The organism is Jidongwangia harbinensis, from assembly GCF_020216025.1.
In the GTDB taxonomy this organism is placed as follows: Bacteria; Actinomycetota; Actinomycetes; order Mycobacteriales; family Micromonosporaceae; genus Actinoplanes; species Actinoplanes harbinensis.
Genome location: NZ_JAIWNC010000033.1, coordinates 79,107 through 97,244, shown reverse-complemented (window position 1 = coordinate 97,244; position 18,138 = coordinate 79,107). Strand labels below are relative to the sequence as shown.

Below are 18,138 nucleotides of genomic sequence, written 5' to 3'. Positions count from 1 at the left end.
TACGTCACTTTCCGTTCCGTTCCGGTGTGGTGTGGTGGGCGGCGTGGTGGGCGGCCAGGACATCACCGCCGAAGTCGGTCTCCGGGTCCCGCCACACGGCGTGCGCGTGGTTGGCGCCGCGGTGGACATTTGTCCACTCGATGAGCAACCGCGGGCCCTGCAGGCGGTAGTAGTGCGGTTCGCCCGCCCTCGTCGAACCCGCCCAGGCCAGGTGCACGGCGTCCAGCGCTGCCGGATCGTCGTAGCGGGGCAGCGGGGACACCCCGTCCGGGACGCGGTCGAGGTAGGTGCCCAGCAGAGCACGCAGCAGCTCTCGCTGCGCGGCGTCGAGTTCGGCGCCCGGCACGCCTTTGGGCGCCGGGGTGAAAGCCAGCGCTCGGCGGTCCGTGCCTTCGAGGCCCGTGGCCGGGTGCTCGGCACGGTCCGGAAGGTACGGGCCGGGGCGCCATAGCTCGCCGCGTCTGACCACGCGGTCGTCGATCCGGGCGCTGTTGCCCGCCACGATGTCGTTCGGCGCCCGGGACAGCAGCACCGCGCGAGTGGCCAATTCGGGGCACAGGGACCGGACCAGCTCGCGGGCCAGGTCCTCGGCCGTCCCGAGCGGGCGCAACGTCGCGCCGCCCAGCAACGGTGACCCGGCCGGGTCGGCACCCAGGAAGCACGGCGTGGTGGCGGCGACCCGCCCGTCCACCACGAGGTTGTTGATCGAGACGTGGTGGCCGCCGAACCGCCATCCCCACGGCTGCCGTCCGCCCGGCTCGCCGAAGACCCGCAGGTAGTACATGCCCGGATCGCGGGTCCGTTCCCTACCCCAGTTCACCGAGAAGCACTCGACGCGGTCGAGCACGTTCTCCAGGCCGAGCACGGTGGCAACGGTGGTGTACCCGGCCGCCGACAGTCCGCTCGCGACCAGTTGCATCACCAACCGGTGCTGGGCGGGGCGCTGCTGGTGAAACGTCAGGCCGCCGTGATCGGTCGGCGTGTAGAACCAGCGGGCGCGTTCCGCCTCCGCTCCGGCGTCGGCGCCCGGCCGCCGTCCGACCGCGACCATGCGCTGGTCCACGTCCAGGGAGTCCAGCCACGCCCGGGCCGCCTCCGCCATCCGGTTCGCGACCTCACGGCCGGCGTCGGCCGGCCCTGCTGAACCGGCGGGTTCGGCTTCGGATTTCTCTTGTCGCACTGCCACCGCTGCTCCACTCGCTGAGGCGACATGTAACTACTGTATGACTTGAGAGAAGCGTATCACATAATGCAAGATCGGCCAGTGCCCGAGTTGCCCCGACTTTGCCGGTTAGGGAATGCGCGGGCGGTCGGCGAATTTCGCGATCGACCGATGCGTGTGCGGCGAACGGCCGCGCAGCATGCCGTCCATTCGCCGCGACGCGATCCGACGACGGGCACGGATACGGCCACGCCCCGCCGGGCGCGACTATCTGCGGCGGTCAGGTACAGGCGGGCAGGCCGTGCGGGGAGCGGTCAGCCGACCCGTGCCCACCCGCGCAAGGCACCGCAGTACGCCTCGGTCAGCCGGGTGATGACCTCCCGGCGGGGTAGGCGTCCTTCGCGCAGCAGGTCCTGGACCTCGCGCGGGTCGAAGATCATGTTGTTGAGGAACAGGGCGTACTCGAACATCTCCGGCGGGAGCCCGAGGTCGTCGAGGAGTACCCGCACGGGCTCGCCCCAGGCGTCCCGCATGGCGGCGATGATCTCGTTCCCGTCGTGGAGCCGTTCCAGGTAGCCCCGGCGGGACCGGAGCTGAACCAGCGCCGGGCCGTGCTCGGCGAGAAGGTCGGCCCACTTGTCCAGGACGGCGTCGAAGAGCGGCCGCCCCTGCGCGGTCGACGTCGCGGTGAAATCGCGGAGCTCCTCGACGACGCTGAGCACATAGGCCGCGAGCACCTCGTCCATCGAGGAGAAGTACCGGTAGGCGGTGGCCGGGCCGATCTCCGCGCGGGACGCGACCGCCTGCATGGTGAGCTCGTCGGGCGCTTCCCGGGCCAGCTCACCGACGGCTTCGAGGAGGCGCCGGCGGTTGCGGCGGGTGTCACTGCGCAACTTTCGCCCCCCAGGTGGGACGGCCTGCCGGTCGGTCACGGGCCCCCTCCGCCTCGTAGAAGTGCAGGCAAAGAGTAGCGCCTGCGATCACGGTACGTTCCACCGCTCGGACGTGTGCGGTACGCGGCGCATGCTCCACCCCGTTCAGGGTTTCGCGGCGCCGAGGTGACCGACGATGCGGGCCAGCCCGGTCCGCAGATCGTCCTCGGCGGCCGCGAACGAGATCCTGATGTGCCCCTCACCCGAGGGTCCGTATTCCGCGCCGGCCCGGACCAGCACCTTGCGTTCGGCGAGCTCGCGGGCGATCACCTCGGAGGGACGAGCTGCGGCGTAGCGGAGGAATGCGTAGAACGCGCCCTCCGGCGGGACCAGATGCAGGCCGGGTACGTCCGACAGGTGCGCGATCACCAGCTCGCGACGCCGCCGGTACGTGTCGACCATGGTGTCCACGATGTTGTCCGGCAGGTCGAGGGCGGCGAGGGCCGCGTGCTGGACCGCCGTGTTCACCGAACCGTTGAGGGTCCGGTGCACGTGAGCCGCCGCATCCACCGCGTCGCGCGGCCCGGTCAGGTACCCCACCCGCCAGCCGGTCATCGCGTACGTCTTGGAGAACGTCTGCACGTACACCGTCCGGTCGCGCAACGATTCGATCGCCAGCGCCGAGATCGCCTCATGTCCCGGGTAGACCAACCGGTGGTACGCCTCGTCGCTGACCACCAGCACGTCGGAGCCGTCGAGAAGCTCCCCGAGCGCCTCGAGCTCCCGCTTCCGGTGCACGATGCCGGTGGGGTTCGACGGGTTCGAGAAGATCATCATGGTGGCGCCGGGAAGCGCGGCGGCCAACGCGTCGAGGTCCCAGTGCAGGTCCCGGCCGAGCGGGACGAAATCCACGGTGCCGCCGGCGAGGACGACCAGGTCGGCGTAAAGCGAGTAGGCGGGTTCCGGGATGACCACGCGGTCGCCCGGGCCGACCATCGCGAGCACGACCGCTGCCAGCGCACCGGTGGCGCCGTGGGTGACGACGACGTCGTCCGCGCTCCAGGCCCGACCGGGGTACGCCGGCAGCCGGGACGCGAGCGCAGCGCGCAGTTCCCGCAGACCCTTCTGGTCGGCGTAGTGGGTCTTCCCCGAGCGCACGGCCGCCTCGGCCGCCTCGATCACCGGCGGCGGTGTCGGGAAGTCGGGCTCGCCCATGGCGAGCGAAACGGCCCCCGGCGGGGCCGGGGTGAGGGCCGGACGCCGCGAGAAGCGGCGCAGTTCGTCGATCCGGCGAGCGGGCAGCACCGCGGTCATCGATCCACCACCGTACGGCCGGGGCGCGCGGCGAGGATGCGCCGCCGCAGCGCCTCCTCGTTCGCACCGATCCCGTCGACCGCGTCGACGACCTCCGGCACCCGGTGCCGCGGCACGACGACGACGCCGTCGGAGTCGCCGACGAGCACGTCACCCGCCGCCACCACCACCCCGCCGACCGCCACCGGGACACCGATGGCCCCCGGCCCGTCCTTGAACGGCCCGGCCGGGGTGACCGCCCGCGCATAGACTGCCAGTCCCATCTCGGACAGGGCCCGGACGTCGCGGACCGCACCGTCGACCACTGCGCCGGCAACCCCGCCGTTGACCATGATCTCGCCGATGAGGTCGCCGATCAACGCGCGCGTCAGGTCGCCGTGTCCGTTGACGACCAGGACATCGCCCGGCCGGGCTTCGTCGAGCGCTCGGTGGATGGCCAGGTTGTCACCCGACCGCACGTCCACCGTCAGGGCGTTCCCCAGCAGCGCGGCGCTCCCGGCGAACCTCCGGATGCCGCCGTCCATCACGGACATCCGCTGCAGTGCGTCACCGACGTTGGCGGCCGGCACCTCCCCCAGACGGCGGATCTCCGCCACTGCCGCGCGCGGCCAGCTCGGAGCGATGGACACCCTGTCGGTCGCCGCAGCGATGTACATCGTGAAACTCCATCCTTAAATGATAAATCTCTATCACCAAGGAACCATAGCCGCGCCAGCGTCCAGCTACAAGGAGTTCCGGCACTGCTCGCCGAGAATCGGGCGGATTCGTCAATCCGGCCGCCGGCCGGCCGCCTGCGTCGAGGCCCGCCACCGCAGCGGACCGGGTCGCGCGGTCAGACGCCGTGCATCCAGAATTCCTGCGCCGACCCGGTGAACGCCGCCGGATCGCCGGCCAGGAAGAACTCGTCCCACGCCGGTCCGTCCGAGAGCTCCCAGTGCTCGACGGCCACGCCGTCCTCGAAGCGCCACGCGCCCATGCCGACGCGAGTCCATACCCGGTCGCCGCGCGACGTGCGGAACCTCCCGTGAACGATGCCGTAATGGTCGTCGGCGAGGATCTGGTCGAACTCGAGGGGCTCGACGTTGGCGTCGGCGAGACCCGCCCGCCGTTTCGTGTAGCGGCGCAGGAAGTCCATCCCCCCGGTCGCCGCCAGACGCACGCCGCCGGTATGGATCACGAAGTCCGGGGACATCCGCTTCATCACTTCACTGACTTGCTCCTGTTGCCGTCGGAGCCGCTCGTCCTCGCCGAGGTTCGGATCGGCCGTGATCGCAGCGCCGCCTCGGTACAGCTCGGCCAGCCACAAGGCGTTCGGATGGGTGTCGGACAGCAAGGCATCTCTCCTGATCGGGGTGGGGCGCCGAGCGGGCCAGCCGCGCGTCGAATCTTGCCATGGCGCCATAAGGATCTCTTATATGAGACTCTTATATCATGAGAGTCTCATCGGCCGCTCCGGCCGCACCGCACCGGGAGCCACCACCGCTCCCGTCCGGGCGGCTCCCGGTGCGGGATGAAATGCCGTCAGGCCGGTACACGTACGGGTACGGACCGAGCCGACTCGGGTGCGTCGTCGAGGCGGCGACGCAGCTTCTCGCCCTCGACGTCCACATCAGGCAGGAGCTTGTCCAGCCAGCGCGGCAGCCACCAGGCCGACGCGCCCAGCAGCGTCATGGCGGCCGGCACGATGGTCATGCGGACGATCAGCGCGTCGAACAGCACCGCGATACCCAGCGCGAACCCGATCGACTTGATGATCGCGTCCGGGGCGAGGATGAACCCGGAGAACACGCTGATCATGATGATCGCGGCGGCGGTGACGACCCGGGCGCCGTGCCCGAACCCGGCGATCACCGCAGGTCGGGCTGCGACGCCGTGGACGAACTCCTCGCGCATCCGGGTCACCAGGAAGACCTGGTAGTCCATCGCCAGGCCGAACACGATGCCGATCAGGATGATCGGAAGGAAGCTGGTGATCGGTCCGACCTGGTCGACACCGAGCGCGCCGGCGAACCACCCCTTCTGGAAGACCGCCACCACCGCACCGAAGGTGGCCGCGACGCTGAGCAGGAACCCAGCGGTTGCCTTCAGGGGCACCAGCAGGGACCGGAACACCAACATGAGCAGGATGAACGCGAGGCCGACCACGACCGCGAGGTACGGAATCAGCGCGTCACCCAGCTTGGCCGAGATGTCGATGTTGATGGCGGTCAGGCCGGTGACGGCGATGGCCGCGCCGGGCACCACGCCGTCCTGCTGCCGGATCGCCCGGACCAGATCCTTGGTCGCTTCGGTGCTGGGGCCGCTGTCCGGGACGACGGTGAGTATGGCGGTGTCGCCGGCCTGGTTGACCGCCGGCTCGCCGACCGCGCCGACATCGTCGATGCCGCGGATCCGCGTCGCCACCTGCGCGGCGGCCTGCCGCGCCGCCCCGCTGCCCGCGTCCACCACGACGATCAGCGGCCCGTTGAAACCAGGCCCGAACCCTTCGGAGAGCAGATCGTACGCCTTGCCCTGAGTGGTGTCCTTGGCCGCGGTGCTATCGTCCGACAGCCCCAGCCGCATGTCCAGCGAGGGCAGGGCGACCACACCGAGACCGACGACACCGAGCAGCAGCACCGCTACCGGTCGGCGGGCGATCCACCGGGCCCACCGCACGCCGAGGGTGGTGCGGCTGCCAGTCTGCGGGTCGCGGGTGTGCAGTCCGGCCTTCCGCCCGCCGCGGATCCGCCGGCCGGCGAACCCGAGCAGCGCCGGCAACAGGGTCAACGCGATCACGACCGACACGGCAACGGTGAACGCGGCGGCCAGGCCCATCTGGGTCAGGAACGGGATGCCGACGACGGACAGCGCGGCCAGGGCGATGATCACGGTGAGACCGGCGAACACGACCGCGGAGCCGGCGGTGCCGACCGCCCGGCCGACGGCCTCCTGCGGCTCCCGGCCGGCGGCCAGCTCGTCGCGGTACCGGGAGACGATGAACAGCGCGTAGTCGATCGCGACGGCCAGGCCGAGCATCAGCGCCAGAGTCGGCGTTTCGGAAGACAGGTCGACGAATCCGGACGCCGCGGTGATCACGCCGATGCCGATGGCGATGCCGAGGATCGCGGTCAACAGCGGCAGCCCCGCGGCGATCAGCGACCCGAACGTGATGACCAGCACCACCGCCGCGACCACCACGCCGATGACCTCGCCGAAGCCCTGCTCGTCCGCGGTGGCCATGGCGTCACCGCCGACCTCGACGCTCAGTCCGCCGGCCCGGGCCCGGTCGGCCACGCCGGTCAGGGCGGCATGTGCCGCCTCGGACACGTCGTCCCCGGGCACCCGGTAGGTCGCCTGGGCGAACCCGATCGTGCCGGCCTCGTTGACCGCGCCGGAGCTGAACGGGTCGTCGACGGAAGCTACCTGCGGCGCCCGCGCCAGGTCGGCGACCGCGGTGTCGACCACCCGCCGGTACACCGGGTCGCGCAGCGTCTTCCCGTCGGGCGCGGCGAACACCACCCGGGCGGTGGCACCGCCGGCCGAGGCCTGCGGGAACCGCTCGGCGAGCAGGTCGATCGCCTCCTGCGACTGGGTGCCCGGAATGCTGAACGAGTCCTGCGTCGGCTCGGACAGCGCGGCGGCGCCGCACAACGCGGCGGCCAGGACGGCCAGCCAGGCGGCGGCGACCCATCGCCGGCGGTGGAAGGCCGACCGGCCCAACCGGTAGAGGAACGAGGCCATGAGACGTATCTCCTATCAAGGCGTACGGCGTCGTCGGCGAAACGCGACACCTAGATGTTTCGCCAGCACGGCCGTCGCCGTCATCGGCCTGCCGCGGTGACCTCACCCGCCGCGATCACGGTGGATCGGGGCGCCTTCTACTGCGCTCGCAGGTGCTGTCACAGCCGGGGCGCGGCGTCGCCTACCGCGCTCGCAGTAGATCGTTTGTCGCCCGGCCGCCGGGCTGACTACTGTCCCCATGTGGGAGCTGAAGCGCTGGCCAGCGGCCTTGTCGACGCCGGCAGACATCGCGCCGCCGCCTACCCGAGACGGGTGGCCGACCGGCTGCGCCGGCTCGCCGACGCGCATCGCACCGCCACCCGCCTGGCCGGAGCCGGCGTCCTGCTTCTTCTCACCGTCCTGATCACCGCGACGCCCGGCCGTTCCGCGTTCACAGCCACCGCCATCGTCACCGCTGTCGTGGTCACGGCGAGCTTCGTCGTCATTCCCGCCCTGCGCTGGCCGGCTTGGCTCATCCCCGCCATCGCAACCACGGGGGTGATCGCCGCAATGCCGTCCGCGGCGACGGACTCCCCCGCCCGCACGGCCCTGATCGTGACGATGTTCCTGTACTCGTTGCGTAGCGAGAAGGTCGCGGTCGTCGTCGCCACCGCCGCCGTGAGCGTGGCCTCGGTGCTGGCCGGCAGTGTGCTGGCCACCGGGTACGACCGAATCGAGTTCAACGATGTGGAGGTCCTGCCATGGATCGTGGCCTCCGCCGCGCTCGGGCGAGCCGTCCGGGCCAACCGGGCGCGGCGCACCATGCTCGTGGAACGGGCCCTGCGCGCGGAGGTGGGCCGCGAGAACGAGGCACGCCAACGGGTCCAGGCGGAACGACTCCGCATCGCGCGCGAGTTGCACGACGCGGTCGGCCACCAGGTAGCGCTCATCAACGTACAGGCAGGCGCCATGACCCTTCTGTTGGACAGACACGACCTCGTCCGGGCCCGCCAGTCCCTGGACCACATTCAGAACGCCAGCGAGGCCGCGCTGGTCGAGCTCAAGCTCACCGTCGGCCTGCTGCGCCAGCCCGGCGAGCACGAGCCCGTCCAACCAGCCGGACGGCTCAGCCGGCTCGACGAGCTGATCACGTCCTTCGCCGCCACCGGACTACGGGTCAGCTGCGATGTCACCGGCCCGGCCCGGCCCCTGCCCGACGCCGTCGACCTCACCGCCTACCGGCTGATCCAGGAATCCCTGACCAACACCGCCAAACACGCCGCAGGCACCTCGGCATCGATCCGGCTCGAGTTCCGGCCGGACGCCCTAGCGCTGACCGTCGAGGACGACGGACCGCCAGTCCGCGCCGTCGCGCAGACGGTGACCAGCCGCACGGGCGGCCCGATGGGGCACGGCATCATCGGCATGCGGGAGCGGGCCGCCGCACTCGGCGGCCGGCTCTCCGCCGGCCCTCGTCCTGAAGGCGGCTTCCGGGTCACGGCCGAACTGCCCACTCTCGCCGGCGCCACGGCGTGACCGCCGTACGCGTCCTACTCGCCGACGACCAGGACATCGTCCGCGCCGGCCTACGCCTCATGGTCGACAACGCCCCCGACCTGACGGTCGTCGGTGAAGCCGCAACCGGCGCCCAGGCCGTGCGCATGGCCCGCCAGACCCGCGCTGACGTCGTCCTCATGGACATCCGCATGCCCGAGCTCGATGGGCTCGCCGCCACCCGCTGGATCTCGACCGACCCCGACCTCGCCGGCGTGAAGGTACTGATCCTGACCACCTTCGAGGTCGACGAGTACGTCTTCGAAGCGCTACGCGCCGGCGCCAGCGGATTCCTCGGCAAGAGCGCACGCCCGGATGCGTTGATCGAGGCGATCCGTACCGTCGCCCGCGGAGAGGCCCTGCTCTCCCCCGCGGCCACCCGCGGGCTCATCGCCCGCTACCTCGCCACGGACGACCGCCACCCGGCTCCGGCCACGGCCTCCAGGGTTCTCGACGGGCTCACCGAACGGGAACGCGAGATCGTCGGCCTGGTGGCCACCGGCATGTCGAACGCCGAAATCGCCGACCACCTCACGCTCAGCCCGTTCACCGTCAAGACACACGTCAATCACGCCATGACCAAACTCGACGCCCGCGACCGCGCCCAACTCGTCGTCATCGCCTACCAGGCCGGGCTTCCCGGCCCGTCCTAGCGCACCCGGCCCGTTCCGGTATGCACGCCCGTCCCGCCCGCCTACTGCCGATGCAGTAATACATCCGGTTCCCAGGGACGAAGCGGGGCGGGCCCCCGTTCCGGCACTCTTCTCCCGGCAGGCAACAGCAAAGCCAGGAGAGGGCGAACAATGAGGCTTCGCAGGAGCAATCGGCAAAGGACTGCCGTCCGTCCGGTGACTCCGGTCGGCGGCACCGGTCTCGCGGTCGAGCTGCGCGGTGTCCGGCGGCGGTACGGCCGCGGCACCGGCACGGTGCATGCCCTCGCGGGGATCGACCTGGCTCTGCCGCGCGCAACGTTCACCGCGGTCATGGGTCCGTCGGGGTCCGGCAAGTCCACTTTCCTGCAGTGCGCCGCAGGGCTGGACCGGCCGTCGGAGGGTTCCGTGCGCCTCGGTGGTACGGAGATCACGGGTATGAACGAGAACGAGCTGACCGAGCTTCGCCGCAGCCGGCTCGGCTTCGTGTTCCAGGCGTTCAACCTGTTGCCGTCGCTGACCGTGGAACAGAACGTCCTTCTGCCCGTGCGGCTGGCCGGGCAACGGCAGGACCAGCGCCGGGCGGCCGAGGTGCTCGGGCAGGTCGGGCTCGCCGACAAGGCGCGCCGCCGGCCCGCCGAGCTGTCCGGCGGCCAGCAGCAGCGGGTGGCCGTCGCCCGTGCCCTGGTCACCAACCCGGACGTGATCTTCGCCGACGAGCCCACCGGCGCCCTCGACACCGGCACCGCCGCCCAGGTCCTCGGCCTGCTCCGGCACGCGGTGGACAGCCTCGGCGCCACGGTCGTCATGGTCACCCACGATCCCATCGCCGCGGCATGGGCGGACCGGGTGTTGTTCCTCGCGAACGGCGCGTTCGCCGACCAAGTTCACCGCGGTTCGGCGGCACAGATCGCGGCACGGATGGCCGCGCTCCCCTCCGGTGTGTTGGCGGGCGCAGCGGCATGATGCGTTCCAACGGACTTGCCCGTGCAGCCGTCCGGTTCAAACCGGCGTCGTTCGCGGGAACCTTCCTCGCCCTGCTGATGTCCGCACTGATCGTCTCGGCCAGCGGCATCCTTCTCGAAACCAGCCTGCGCGCATCGGTACCGCCGGAACGCTACGCGAACGCGCCGGTCATCGTGGCCGCGGACCAGTATGAGTACGTCGTCACCGGCAGTGGTGAGGACCTGGAGAAGGAAGCGGTGCCGCTGCCGGACACGGCGCGGCTGGACGCCGGGCTCGCGGCGAGGGCGGCCACGGCACCGGGCGCGAGCATGGCCATCGCGGACTTCACCTTCCCGGTACGCGCGACCGGGCTGCCCGTGCCGGATGCTGCGCTCACCGCGCACGGGTGGGGCTCGCATGTGTTCACCGGCGCCGGTCTGACTGCCGGCTCCGCGCCCCGGGACGGCGAAGTCGTGCTCGGCCAGGGCACGGCCCAGGCCGCGCAGGCCGCCGTCGGCGACACCGTCACGCTCGAAACGGCCGCCGGGCGGCAGGACTTCCGCCTGGCCGGCATTGCCGACGCCGCCGAGTCCCCAGGTGCCGGGGGCAACCTCGCGTGGTTCGCCGACACCCAGGCCGCTGCGCTCGCCGGGCATCCCGGTAGAGCCGACGCCATCGCGGTGCTGGCGGCGCCGGGCACCGATGCCGCCGCACTGGCCAGCTCGGTGACCGAGACCCTGGCCGGCTCCGGCGTCCAGGTGCACGCCGGCGACGACCGCGGCGCCGTGGAGGACCCCGGCCTCGGATACGCCAAGCAGATGCTCTTCGGCATCGGCGGCTCCTTCGGTGGCATCGCCACCATCGTCGCGATCTTCACCGCCGCCGGGACGGTGGCCCTGTCGGTCTCCCAGCGGGCCAGGGAGTTCGCACTGCTGCGCGCCGTCGGGGCCACCCCACGACAGATTCGGCGCGCTGTCGCCGCCGAGGCACTGCTGATCGCGCCGCTCGCCGGTATCGCCGGCCTGCTGCCCGGCCTCGGGCTCGCGCACTGGTGGTTCGGGCAGTTGCAGGACCGCGGCGCGATCCCGGCGGCGGTGCAACTCCACATCTCGGCGATACCGCTGCTCGCCGCGGTCGCCATGGGGCTACTCACCGCCCTCAGCGCCGGCTGGATGGCCGGGCGCAAGCCCGCGCGGACCAAGCCGGGACAGGCGCTCACCGAGGCGTCGATGGAACGGCTGCGACCGGGCGGGATCCGCACCGTCGTCGGCCTCGCCGCTCTCGCCGGCGGCATGGTGCTCGCCGGCGTCTCGGCCCGCTCCACCGGGACCGACGCGGCCGGCGCCGCGCTCGGCGTCGTCATGCTGTTGATGTTCGCCATGGCGCTGCTGGGCCCGCTGGTGGCGCGGCTGTGCGTGAGCCTCTTCGGCCTGTCACTGCGCGGTGCGGGCCCGGCCGCCGGACTCGCGCTCGCCAACTCCCGTACCAACGCCCGCCGCCTGGCCTCGGCCATCACTCCCATCGTGCTCGCCATGGCCTTCGCCTCGACCCTCGTCTTCCTGCACACGAGCGAGAACCACGCCGCCGACAAGCAGCTGCGCGCGGGCCTCACGGCGGATCATCTCGTCACGAACCCGGCCGGGCTTCCGGGGAACGCGGTTGCCGATGCCGCCCGCGCGCCGGGCGTGGAAGCCGCCGTCGGCGTGCTGCGCACACAGGTGCTGGTGCCGCTTGGCGCCGGTGAGTTCAAGTCGCTGCAGGGAGCGACGGTCCAGGGCATCACCGGCTCCGGCGCCCAGCTCACGAGGGTGCAGGACCTGGACGTCCGCGAGGGCAGCTTCGACCAGCTCGGCGATGACCGGATCGCCGTCGACACCACCCTGGCGACCGCGGCCGAGCGAGGCGTCGGCGACCGGCTCCGGCTCTACCTCCCCGACGGCACCCAGGTCAGCCCCGAGATCATCGCGGTGTACGGCCGCGGCCTGGGGCTGGCCACCGTGACCATGGACCGGGCGTATCTGACCGGGCACGTCACCTCCGCGTTCGACAGCGTGCTGCTGGTACGGGGCGGCTCGGCGGAGTCGCTCACCACCCTGGGAACGGTCACCGATGCCGCCGGCTACGCCACCGAACAGAACCTCGACGCGAAGCTGGGCGCTTGGACCAACAACACCATGGCCGCGGTCCTCGGCGGCTTCGCGGCCATCGCCGCCGTCAACACCCTGGTGATGATGGTCCACGACCGCCGCCGGGAGCTGGACATGCTGCGCCTGGTCGGCTCCACCCGGCGTCAGGTCCTCACGATGCTCCGCTGGGAAAGCTTGCTCGTATCCCTTGCCGGTGTCATCCTCGGCTCCGCGATCGCCGCGGTCACGCTGATCCCGATGATGTACGGGATGACCGGCGAAGCACCCTATGTCCCCCCGCTGACGTACGGATCCTTCGCGGTCGCCGCGGCCGGCCTCGCCCTGCTCGCGGTCACCCTGCCGGCACGGGCGATTCTGCGCCGGCGGTCGTAACGCCGGCATCCGGGCGGCGGCCGGCATGACCTCAGCGACCGGCCCGACGACATGGAACGGGGTGCTCACCGCCGTCTCGCCTGGGCCGAAGGCAACCCGCTGATCGTGTTCGATGCGCCAGCGGCTTCTCGCGAGGTAGACCAGTTCGGTAAGGCCGGTGTCCGGGGGGCAGCTACCGATTCCTCTCCATGCGTCCCAGCGGGGCGGACCTCCGCGTTCTCGCCCCTGCGACATCAACGCGGCCGGGGTAGGACAGGATCGGCTCCAGCCAGCCGGCGCCGGCCTAGGCCGGATACCCGGTCACGGCGAGGGTCGCGGAGTAGTCGTCGCCGACGTGCACTGACCGGCCACCAACGTCCACGGCGTCGGGGCTGCCGGGCAGCACGCCACCGGTCTCCACCGCTGAGCGGCGGCTTCGGCGCAGGGTGAACAGCTTCACCTGTCATCACTGTCTTCCCGGTCGGTCGTCGGAACAGGGCTGTCGGCCGCCGCCCAGGCCGGGGTGGATGCGGCCGGGTCGAGGCAGGCCGCGAGAGCGGCCTGGGTGTCTAGTGCGTCCAGGACCGTTCCGGCGACTTCGCACCCGGCGAGGGCTCGCACCGCCTCGCGGGCCTGGTGGGCGGTGTGGCCGGGGCCGCGCCGCCCGCGCACGGCGACGGTGAGCTGCCGGTGCAGCAGCTCCCGTTGGGCGGTGAGGTCTTCGAGGAACACGGCGTGAGATCGGGCCGCGTCTTCCAGCGCCGGATGTGGCAGGCCCGGGGCGCGGCGCTTGATGCGGTCGGCGATGTGGGTCAGGTCGACCCGTTGTGCCCGCGCGAGGATCTGCGTCGGGGAGTCGAGGCTGTTCAACCAGCGGGCGATCCCGGCGACGAGGCCGTTCTGCTCTCCGGGTGAGCGCAGCCCGAACGCCACGGTCGAGGCCGAGACGAGGGCGGTGGTGCCGTCCGGGCCGAGGTCGATCAGGCCGTCGGCGGTGATGCCCTTCGCGGGCAGCCCCGTCTCGCCCGCACCACGACGTCGCGGTGACTGACCGCGACCTCCGACGCTGCGACCACGACACGACACGGTCGGTCGACGACGCGAAACGCCGCGACCGCGACACGGGGCGAGTCGCGGAAAGTCGCAACCGACAGGCCATGCCCGCCGCAACCGAGTCAACTACCCTGCCCCGGCCCTGATCGGACCCGCCGTACAGAAGCCTGATGGCCTACGAATCGAGCTTCCGCAGCACGACCCGGTCATCACCCCCGCGGCAGCTCGCGCACTGCTACGGCTGGTCCAATGAGCTACAGCCGGGGCGCGACCAGCCCGACGACCAACAGCCTCCACAACGTGGGAGTAGCCCATGAGATTCGCCTTCTACGGACGGGTGTCCACCGAAGACGATCAAGATCCCCAAGCGTCCTACAACTGGCAGTTCACCCGTGCCCGCGGGCTCGTCGAGCCCGCGGGACACACCATCGTCGCCGACTTCTTCGATATCGGTACGTCGCGTTCGCTGCCGTGAAAGCGCCGGCCCCGCGCCTCCGAATTGCTGGCCGCATTGAAGGACCCTCGGCGCGGGTTCGACGGTGTCGTCATCGGTGAACCGCAGCGTTCCGCCGATGGCGGCATTGTCTCCGGCGTCGTCGAGGGAGGCGAAGGTCCTCGTAGAACCGGTGTAGCCCCGGCGGCATTCGATTCTTCGGGCCGCTGCGCACCCTAGAGCTGATCAAGTCGGTTATCTTGATCTTGTGTCGGAATCGCCGCATTCGTGGAACCTGCGTCCTCGGCGCTGGTGGCTCGCCGTCCTGCTGGCTGCTACGCCGTGTCTTGTTGTGCTGGCGCACTTCAGGTGGTTTCCACAGGATGATTGGGGGTGGATCGTCAGCGTCGACGCGACCGGGGCGCCGGATGCACCGTACGGCACTCCCGTGTTGTACGTCGTTACTGCGCAGGTGCTGATCACGGCAGGGTTGGCGGCGGCGCGGCGCACTCGGCCGTGGGCGTTGTGGTTTCTGCTGGGCGCTCTGGCGGGGGCAACAACCGTCCTCATAACCATGATCGTTGATGCCCAGGGCTGGCGGTCTTGAGACGGCGATCCGAGGCGCGTACACGCTACCGGCGGATGGCACGGTCGGCAGGCAACGCGCACCTTGCGGCAGATCTGTGCGCAGGGAACCTCCGGCGTCGAAGCGCCCGAAAATCGAATGCGACTTCCTCCGCCGTACGACACCGTTGTCCGGGTGTCCATGCGTCAAGCGCGAGCAGAACGGTCGGCGGCCCTACGCGCTGTGCTGGCGGACGTACGGGTGGCGGACCATTGGAAGCCGAACGATCCAGCTAACCTGATCGACGTCGCGGTGCGTCGTTGGACCACGTTCGACCGGCGCAGCAAGCCCAGCAAGCAGTCGCCCGAAGACCGGGTCAAGGACCTGCTCCGGGGTCTTCGGGCCGCACAGGGTGAAGACATCATCTATGAGGAGCCCGGCTGGCTGGAACACGTCACCGAATGCTTCGCGGCCGCCCTGCTCACGGCTGACAACCCCGAGCCGCCTCCGCGAACCAGCATCACAGAAGACCGGTGACATCGACCGCCGACGCCTGAGCATCCGCTCGTCGGCACGGGCGTGCGCTGAGCGGCCGCGACGGGCTCGCGCCGGCCACCGCTCTGCGGCGGCCGACGCGCGCGATCAGCGGCAGAGGAGGATGTCACCCTCGGGCTGATCGACGTCCGGGTGGAGCCGGGCGGTTACCTGGGTGGCGTTCAGCGAGCCGCCGTTCGGCGTGCTCCATAGTCCCGGACTGGCATCATCATCCGATGACGAGTTCGACTTACCTAACCAGTTTGATGAATACGAATCCTGGCGCCATCATGGTGGTCGCCCGGTGATAAGGCCCTGGTGGCTGTCGTTCGGGCATCGGGGTAGTGTCCAGGCCCGTTCCGGCCTACGGGTCCCGGCCGTGCGGGTGGTGACGGAGCGGGATCTGCGGTCCCTTGTCGACGCCGCCGAGCGGGACGGGCTCGGCTGGAATACCAACGGTATCGTCACGGATGAACGGAACTTGCACCTCCTCCTTCCATACAGCTACGAAGAGAACCCGGTCCCGAGCTGGAAATGTCGCGTGTCCACCTTCGCCAATGGCGTAGTCAGCTGGAAGGGGATCCAGCTCGGCCGACTGGACATTTCTCTCGTTCATTACCGCCGGCTTCCTGTCGGATCGCGCAAGGTGGAGCGGCAACTGTTGCACTGGCTGGCATGGGAAGCAGCGGCAGCATCCTGGGGAAAGGATCAGTAGTGACCGGTCACCGAGGACTCCACAGACATCCGCTCGTCGGCATGTCCGGATGTCGCGCTCCGCAGGCCGACTACAACTGGTGAGCGGTCAGCGGTCTCCGCACCGGAGCCGTAGGCGTAGATGATCCCTGGTTCTGGGTGACCGTCGGGGTCAGGTGCCACCCAGGCGTCGCGGCCAGTTCGTCAGGTTGCCAGTAGCGCTTGACCACTTCGAAGCGTCGGCCGTCGTTGGGGGAAGCGTTGCTGAACATCGTCGGGGATGCACTGATGGCGGTGGTAGCTGTCCACCAAGAAGACCCGCCCACCCGGCCGGAGCGCGGCCGCCACACTCGCCCAGAACGGGGTCCACGAGCACGCCTGCACGCGCTGCGCATTCCTGCGGCTCGACCCCGACTCGGTACGCCCGGGCCCTGGTATCGCTTGGCGCACCCGTTGGCTACGCTTGGCGGGCGGCTTCGAGTCGTTGTCGACTGCCCTAGACCCCGGCGGTGCTCATTTGCTTCGTGGGGTGGGGTCATGCGTGCAAGTCCAGGTGATGGTGGGGCGCAGCTGCTTGCCCCGCCTCTGCTTCCCGGCCGGCAGGGGTAGGCCGGCATGGATCAGGGAATGGACGACGGTGCACGACCGCCGATGACACTGTCACCGCTGGATCGCGGCGCGGTGAGCCGGCTACAGGTGCTCTGCGCGGACGCGACCCGGGCCTTGTCGGCGGCCGGTGTCGGGGTGAGCGTGATGGCCACCACTGGTGGATACGGTATGGCCGCCGCGTCGGACCCGACCACCGAGCGCATCGAGGAGCTGCAGTTCACCGTCGGGGAAGGCCCGTGCGTCGATGCATACACCTCCCGCCGCCCGGTGCTGATCACCGACCTTGACGACACGGCGATGAGCCGGTGGCCGGCTTACACCCCGGCCGTGTATCAGGCCGGGATCAGGGCGGTGTTCGCGTTCCCCTTACAGGTTGGCGCTGTTCGCCTCGGAGTCCTCGACGTGTTCCGGACCCACGCTGGACCGTTGTCCCGGGATGAACTCGGTCAGGCTTTCACCTTCGGTGAACTCGCGGTGACGACCCTGCTGGACGGTCAGGATCAAACCCACAGCGAGCACGATGTCGACGAGGCTATTGAGCAGGGTGCCGCCTTATGGCAGGCCCAAGGCATGGTGATGGTGATGCTCGGCGTCACCCTCACCGAGGCCCTGGTTCGGCTGCGCGGCCATGCCTACGCCACGAACCTCCCCTTGTCCGTGGTGGCCGCCGACATCGTCGCCGGCCGGCTGCACTTAGAACGTGATCACTCGTGAACATCCGTCGCCAGGACGGAAAGGCCGGAAGGCAGCCATGACCACCGTTTCTTCTGAACGCCTCGCAAAAGTCTTCGTCGAGGTCGCCGACACTCTCATCGACGAGTTCGACCTGATCGAGTTCCTGCAGATGCTCGCCGACCGCATCGCCGGGCTGACCGGCGACTCCACCGTAGGCATCCTGCTCGCTGACCCTAAGAAACGCCTGCATTTCATGGCGGCCTCCGCGGAGAGTGCCAAGTTCCTCGAGCTGTTCCAACTGCAGCACCAGGACGGGCCGTGCATCGACGCGTTCCACAGCGGCCAGCCGGTCGTCAACACCGACCTCACCGCCGACGCCGCGACGGCGCGGTGGGAACGGTTCGCGCCGCACGCCGCCGACGACGGCTACCGGTCAGTGCACGCGTTCCCGCTGCGGCTGCGTCGAGAAGTCATCGGCGCGATGGGAGTGTTCGGCAGGACCGTCGGTGACCTCGACGACAGCGACGTACAGATCGTGCAGGCCCTCGCGGACGTGGCCGCGATCAGCCTGCTGCAGGAACGCGTCATCCGCCGCGGTGAAGTCTTGACCGAGCAGCTGCAAGGTGCGCTGAACAGCCGCATCGTCATCGAACAGGCTAAAGGCGTCGTCGCGCAAACTCACAGTGTTGACGTCGACGCGGCGTTCGACCTGATCCGCGGCTACGCCCGCAGCAACAACCGGCGCCTCAGCGACGTCGCGCACACCGTGGTAACCGATCTGGCCAGCCTGCCCGGGCTCGCTGATCCCGGGTCACGTTGAACCCCTTCGCTGCGCTCAATTCCAGGCGGTCCTGGCGCCGGCTCCACCAGATCCGAAGGACC

General features: G+C 70.3%; 17 protein-coding genes and 1 pseudogene. 10 read left to right on the top strand and 8 right to left on the bottom strand.

The genetic code is table 11. From position 1 onward, the window contains the following. Window positions 1-4 precede the first annotated feature (4 nt). The 6 genes from LDL48_RS32385 to LDL48_RS32360 all read right to left on the bottom strand — a co-directional run bounded on the left by LDL48_RS32385 (window position 5) and on the right by LDL48_RS32360 (window position 7,068). The gene (locus LDL48_RS32385; protein WP_225258927.1) at window positions 5-1,102 is read right to left on the bottom strand and encodes a DUF3500 domain-containing protein; all 1,098 of its coding nucleotides are present in this window, start codon (window positions 1,100-1,102) and stop codon (window positions 5-7) included. 374 nt (window positions 1,103-1,476) lie between these two features. Next, window positions 1,477-2,055, bottom strand: coding sequence for a TetR/AcrR family transcriptional regulator (locus LDL48_RS32380; RefSeq protein ID WP_225258926.1), 579 nt, complete (start codon window positions 2,053-2,055; stop codon window positions 1,477-1,479). A 144-nt stretch (window positions 2,056-2,199) separates the two neighbouring features. Next, entirely contained in the window at window positions 2,200-3,348 is a 1,149-nt protein-coding gene (locus LDL48_RS32375) for a pyridoxal phosphate-dependent aminotransferase (RefSeq protein ID WP_225258925.1), read from the bottom strand. After that, window positions 3,345-4,004: an RraA family protein gene (locus tag LDL48_RS32370; RefSeq protein ID WP_225258924.1), complete on the bottom strand. Its 660-nt coding sequence runs from the start codon at window positions 4,002-4,004 to the stop codon at window positions 3,345-3,347. The genes LDL48_RS32375 and LDL48_RS32370 overlap by 4 nt, the downstream gene beginning before the upstream one ends. 176 nt (window positions 4,005-4,180) lie before the next feature. After that, window positions 4,181-4,681: a hypothetical protein gene (locus LDL48_RS32365; RefSeq protein WP_225258923.1), complete on the bottom strand. Its 501-nt coding sequence runs from the start codon at window positions 4,679-4,681 to the stop codon at window positions 4,181-4,183. 188 nt (window positions 4,682-4,869) lie between these two features. Further along, complete coding sequence (locus LDL48_RS32360) at window positions 4,870-7,068, bottom strand: MMPL family transporter (RefSeq protein WP_225258922.1); 2,199 nt, start codon at window positions 7,066-7,068, stop codon at window positions 4,870-4,872. Between the two features lie 240 nt (window positions 7,069-7,308). On the opposite strand from LDL48_RS32360, the gene LDL48_RS44750 reads away from it, so the two are divergent. The 4 genes from LDL48_RS44750 to LDL48_RS32340 all read left to right on the top strand — a co-directional run bounded on the left by LDL48_RS44750 (window position 7,309) and on the right by LDL48_RS32340 (window position 12,715). Next, window positions 7,309-8,583 (top strand): sensor histidine kinase, encoded by a 1,275-nt coding sequence (locus tag LDL48_RS44750; RefSeq protein WP_225258921.1) that lies wholly within the window; start codon window positions 7,309-7,311, stop codon window positions 8,581-8,583. Then, window positions 8,580-9,254 (top strand): response regulator, encoded by a 675-nt coding sequence (locus LDL48_RS32350; protein WP_225258920.1) that lies wholly within the window; start codon window positions 8,580-8,582, stop codon window positions 9,252-9,254. The genes LDL48_RS44750 and LDL48_RS32350 overlap by 4 nt, the downstream gene beginning before the upstream one ends. A gap of 150 nt (window positions 9,255-9,404) precedes the next feature. Next, complete coding sequence (locus LDL48_RS32345) at window positions 9,405-10,217, top strand: ABC transporter ATP-binding protein (RefSeq protein ID WP_372472228.1); 813 nt, start codon at window positions 9,405-9,407, stop codon at window positions 10,215-10,217. Further along, the gene (locus tag LDL48_RS32340; RefSeq protein ID WP_225258918.1) at window positions 10,214-12,715 is read left to right on the top strand and encodes an FtsX-like permease family protein; all 2,502 of its coding nucleotides are present in this window, start codon (window positions 10,214-10,216) and stop codon (window positions 12,713-12,715) included. The genes LDL48_RS32345 and LDL48_RS32340 overlap by 4 nt, the downstream gene beginning before the upstream one ends. A 283-nt stretch (window positions 12,716-12,998) precedes the next feature. Here LDL48_RS32340 and LDL48_RS32335 read toward each other — a convergent pair whose 3' ends face one another. Further along, a complete protein-coding gene (locus LDL48_RS32335) occupies window positions 12,999-13,154 on the bottom strand; it encodes a hypothetical protein (RefSeq protein ID WP_272493110.1) in 156 nt (51 codons plus the stop codon). Further along, window positions 13,151-13,750, bottom strand: a pseudogene (locus LDL48_RS32330) (PrgI family protein); the annotation flags it as partial. The pseudogene LDL48_RS32330 and the gene LDL48_RS32335, both read right to left, overlap by 4 nt. Before the next feature lie 310 nt (window positions 13,751-14,060). Here LDL48_RS32330 and LDL48_RS32325 point away from each other — a divergent pair. The 6 genes from LDL48_RS32325 to LDL48_RS32300 all read left to right on the top strand — a co-directional run bounded on the left by LDL48_RS32325 (window position 14,061) and on the right by LDL48_RS32300 (window position 18,076). Continuing rightward, complete coding sequence (locus tag LDL48_RS32325) at window positions 14,061-14,222, top strand: recombinase family protein (protein WP_225258917.1); 162 nt, start codon at window positions 14,061-14,063, stop codon at window positions 14,220-14,222. Between the two features lie 226 nt (window positions 14,223-14,448). Continuing rightward, window positions 14,449-14,787, top strand: coding sequence for a hypothetical protein (locus tag LDL48_RS32320; RefSeq protein WP_225258916.1), 339 nt, complete (start codon window positions 14,449-14,451; stop codon window positions 14,785-14,787). Window positions 14,788-14,988: 201 nt separating this feature from the next. After that, window positions 14,989-15,282 (top strand): hypothetical protein, encoded by a 294-nt coding sequence (locus LDL48_RS32315; protein WP_225258915.1) that lies wholly within the window; start codon window positions 14,989-14,991, stop codon window positions 15,280-15,282. A 172-nt stretch (window positions 15,283-15,454) separates the two neighbouring features. Continuing rightward, window positions 15,455-15,994: a hypothetical protein gene (locus LDL48_RS32310; RefSeq protein WP_225258914.1), complete on the top strand. Its 540-nt coding sequence runs from the start codon at window positions 15,455-15,457 to the stop codon at window positions 15,992-15,994. Between the two features lie 605 nt (window positions 15,995-16,599). Further along, window positions 16,600-17,295: a GAF and ANTAR domain-containing protein gene (locus LDL48_RS32305; RefSeq protein WP_225258913.1), complete on the top strand. Its 696-nt coding sequence runs from the start codon at window positions 16,600-16,602 to the stop codon at window positions 17,293-17,295. Window positions 17,296-17,332: 37 nt separating this feature from the next. Next, window positions 17,333-18,076 (top strand): GAF and ANTAR domain-containing protein, encoded by a 744-nt coding sequence (locus LDL48_RS32300; protein ID WP_225258912.1) that lies wholly within the window; start codon window positions 17,333-17,335, stop codon window positions 18,074-18,076. Window positions 18,077-18,138 lie beyond the last annotated feature (62 nt).